Source organism: Candidatus Cloacimonadota bacterium, assembly GCA_011372345.1.
Lineage (GTDB): Bacteria > Cloacimonadota > Cloacimonadia > Cloacimonadales > TCS61 > DRTC01.
In genome coordinates this window covers 1-4140 of sequence record DRTC01000092.1, presented here as the reverse complement: position 1 = coordinate 4140, position 4140 = coordinate 1, and the positions used below count along the sequence as shown (strand labels likewise).

Sequence of the window (4140 nt, the reverse complement as noted above, 5' to 3'; positions counted from 1 at the left end):
TTCCGAATCTTAATGAGAAGAATTCCTTCGTGAGAAATTTCGGAAAGGCAGCATCATTTTTTCATAATCTTTCATAAATTATGTTACACTACCAAGTCTCCTGTAAAACCCCATTTTAATTTCCTGCAAAATAAGGGGATAGGATTTTGATCAAAATGGACAAGATTGGCATCTTGTCTTACGGTTCAGATTTCATCTTAATAAAACTATCCGGCTTTTGACGGATAGCGGAAAGCTTGTCGCAAAGAATAAGAGGTTACCCTATATGTTTTTTATCTTCGTACCTCTTTATATCTTCCCGACTAATTTATGTTCTTTAATACATTTTGAAATACAACTAATAAAATATTCTCAAAAAATTCGTGTCGAAACAATTGAAGCAAAGTTATAAAGTCAAGTTTTTTAGGTTTGAATAATCATTAATTAAATTGATTTGTTATCCTTAATTTTTTGAAGATTACTCAAACAAATTATTTATCATAAGACAAACACTCTCTAAAAATTCCTTATCATCATTGGTAAAAGGAGATTGAACATGAGAATCGATATCAAGTTCTGCTAGAAGATCTCCATCTTTCATTATCGGAACAACGATCTCTGATTTCACATAAATACTGCAGGAAAGATAATTATTCTCTTTGGAAACATCCTGGATAATTTGTGTCTTTTTAGATTCTGCAACCTGACCGCAAATTCCTTTTCCAACTCGAATATTTGTGTGTTCAGTAGCTGCACCTGAATAAGTTCCTAAAATAAGTTCGTTTTTACTTTTATCAAAAATATAGAATCCAATCCAATTGTAATATTCGATCGAATCTCGCAAAATGTTACAAATATTCTGTAATTTTTCATCTTTTTCAAGAGATTGAGAGATTACTTTTTTGATCTTTTCTAAAAGTATTTGGAATTTTTTATTCATTTCAATCGTAGCTCGGAACTTGTTCCGAGACAAAAAAAAAGACAGTATGTTTAACAAAGGTTCAGAACAATCCGTCAGTAACCGGACTAAAGGTTCTGAATTACATTACTCTATCGGCACATATATGAACATATCGGAATCAGGTTCGCCATATTGAAAGCGTTCATCATAAAGTTCCAGTTCATTATTCATTAACGGTTTATGTCCGCTTCTCGGCAGCCATTTCTGGTAGATGTATTGATATGTTTTTCCCAGATCTTCAACTGGACCTTGATGAGAAAAAACAGCATACATCCGAGATTCAATAATATGAAAGGACATTCCATCCGGAATATCATCTGTTTTTTTGACCTGTCTTCCGACCATGTATGAGAATTCCGTTGAATTTTCTTTCTGTTCCATATCAAAAGAGACACCCCAGAATTGTTCCGGATTAACCAGATTTTGAATTTCATCTTCACGAGGAGTAAAGTCTTTCCATAATTGCGAGATTGTCATGTTTGCCATAGACATTCTTGCCTGCAAACCGACAATGATCATTTCTTCCAATTTAATAATTTTCGGTTCGATAGTTTGGGTGGAATCCGGTAATGCAAGTTCTTGATCTTCCGCATAAGAAAATATACATAAAATCATCATTAATGAAAAAATAAATTTTTTCATTTTTTTGCTCCTTAATTACTACTATAGTTCGGAACTTGTTCCGAAAAAATATCATAAGACTGGACTTCATAGAACTTTAGTTCGATGGAGTTCAGTTAATGTTTTTTAAAGTTCTGAACTCAACCATTGTTTCAATTCTTCATATTTAATATGGATTTTATCAGTTCAGTTAATGTTTTTTAAGTTCTGAACTCAACCCCGAATAAATTCGTTGTTAAGTCCAGTCCTTTGCAGGATTCAGAACAATCCGTCGGTAGCCGGACTAAAGATTCTGAACTACATTACTTCCCCAATAATTTCTCTTTCAATTTCGGAAGAGCAGTATTTTCTCCCAGCCAGATCGAGAAAACTGCTTTTCTGAATTGAGAGCCTTTGATAGTTCCCTGCAATTCATTATTTATGAAAACACTCGTTCCTTCTTCCGGAGAGTAAACAATATCATAAATGTCATTTTTCAGAGCTGGTTTGGAAAAGAAAGAATTGAATTTATCGATCTTCGGCTGTAGTGAATCAGCAACATTGGAATTAGAAAAACCTTCGTTCCAGGCATCTATCAATTTTTCGGAAGAGACTTTTTTGTAAATGAAATGCATCCTGATCGCGATTGTTTCGTCTGCATGAAGAATGGATTTAGAATCTTTGTTTTTTTGGGGAAGATAAAGTCCGCAAGCATAAACTTTGATGATCAGCTTTTTACGAATTCCCGCTCCATTCAGGATCAGGTTTTTCTCTCCAATAATCTTAGTGTCGGGAAGATTTTTTCCCCCGATTTCAAGAGCAAATAATGGTAATAAACACAATGATAGAAAAAATACGAAAATATTTTTTTTGAGCATAAATACTCCTTTGTTCTTACGACTCTATTCTACTCGTAAGCGAAGCGACGAGTCGAAACAAAATGATAGCAAACTTTAGAGGTTTCAAGTCGTCGTCGCAAGCTCCTTACAACTCGAATTGCTACTTCACTTTTCCTTGAGCAGCAACTGAAGCCATTGCTTTTTGAATTGCTTCCGAATCTCCGAGATAATAATGTTTTATTGGTTTGATATTTTTATCCAATTCATAAACCAACGGAACTCCGGTAGGTATATTCAGTTTTAGAATTGCTTCTTCGCTCATATTATCGAGATATTTAACTAAAGCCCGTAAGCTGTTTCCATGAGCAGAAATGATGATCTTTTTTCCTGTTTTTATAGTCGGAACAATTGTTTCATGCCAGTAGGGGAGAACTCTCTCAACTGTATCTTTTAAACATTCTCCTAACGGAAGTTCATCTTTGGTCAGATTTTTATACTTTTCCTCAAAACCGGGAAAACGCTCATCATCGGGTGTCAGAAGCGGGGGAGGAGTGGCATAACTTCTTCTCCAGATAAGGACTTGTTCTTCTCCATATTTTTTAGCTGTTTCCGCTTTGTTCAAACCCTGTAAAGCACCATAGTGTCTTTCATTTAGACGCCAGTGATTATAGATAGGGATCCACATCAAGTCCATTTCCTCAAGAGTTATCCAGAGAGTCTGGATCGCTCTTTTCAGGACAGAATTAAAAGCAAGATCAAAAGTGTATCCTTCTTCTTTCAGTATCTTGCCAGCTTCGTGTGCTTCCCTTATTCCCTTTTCAGAAAGTTCAACATCTGTCCAGCCTGTAAAGCGATTGGCTTTGTTCCAGACACTTTCACCGTGTCGCAATAAAACAATTTTGTACATTTTTACCTCTTGTTACATTGTTATCTAAGCCAGCAGTATCTGGATCATACAACAAGCATCAGAATTTAATTTTATTTCCCAGTTCTACTACGGTAATGACATCATCTTCAGTGATCATTTCCCAGGTTTTTGTTTCCGGTTTGAATACTAACGAAATAGATTTTCCTGCATCTTCAGTATTCACGAGTTTAATATTATATCTATTCATAGTTGTAATTACATTATAGATCTTTCCATTTACCTCGATTGTTTTAATTTCTTTGTCGGAATGAGTCATTTCCAATGGATTTTCACCAGTCCAGAATTCGACTGTATTTAAAATCGCAAAATCGATGAATCCGCAAACTTCATAAACCGGAATTATCATAAAAACCCATAAAACAGCAGTATTAGTCCACTTATCACCAACATCTTCATTCCATTTGTACAGCTTCCTTGTTAAATTGAAACTACCAAAACATCCGCTGATGATTGATAATAACATAACAGTGACCACCAACATTGAGACTAATTTGATTACTTTTCGCATACTTTTCTCCTTTTTATTTTTTTCTTTTTTAGCGAATTTCTCTTATTTTCCGGTTTGAATTTATGGTAATCTTACCTGTTTCTTTCAATAAACTCATAAAATCTTGGTTTTCTTTCAATCATTCTTACAAGATTAAGGTTCCTTCTGATTAATAAACCTTCCCTCATACATTGCTTCTCCAATTGTCCTCTGGAAAATGAATTGGCAGATCTTTGTTCCTGCATGTAATCGTAAAAGCACATTACCGACATTGCTGATCTCCAGAACCTGTTGGTTACTTATTCCCGGCTGCATAAATGATGCGGAAATATGAACCATCAATCCT

General features: G+C 34.7%; 5 protein-coding genes. All 5 read right to left on the bottom strand.

Features of this window, described 5'->3' with window-relative positions; translation table 11 throughout:
• Nucleotides 1-457: 457 nt before the first annotated feature.
• Nucleotides 458-919 carry a GAF domain-containing protein gene (locus ENL20_01735; protein HHE37278.1) on the bottom strand — a complete coding sequence of 154 codons (462 nt, stop codon included), beginning with the start codon at nucleotides 917-919 and terminating at the stop codon, nucleotides 458-460.
• A 105-nt stretch (nucleotides 920-1024) separates the two neighbouring features.
• Nucleotides 1025-1582, bottom strand: coding sequence for an AraC family transcriptional regulator (locus ENL20_01730; protein HHE37277.1), 558 nt, complete (start codon nucleotides 1580-1582; stop codon nucleotides 1025-1027).
• Between the two features lie 281 nt (nucleotides 1583-1863).
• Entirely contained in the window at nucleotides 1864-2418 is a 555-nt protein-coding gene (locus ENL20_01725) for a chalcone isomerase (GenBank protein HHE37276.1), read from the bottom strand.
• Nucleotides 2419-2539: 121 nt separating this feature from the next.
• Entirely contained in the window at nucleotides 2540-3286 is a 747-nt protein-coding gene (locus ENL20_01720; GenBank protein HHE37275.1) for a 2,3-diphosphoglycerate-dependent phosphoglycerate mutase, read from the bottom strand.
• Nucleotides 3287-3344: 58 nt separating this feature from the next.
• A complete protein-coding gene (locus tag ENL20_01715) occupies nucleotides 3345-3815 on the bottom strand; it encodes a DUF3332 family protein (GenBank protein ID HHE37274.1) in 471 nt (156 codons plus the stop codon).
• Nucleotides 3816-4140 lie beyond the last annotated feature (325 nt).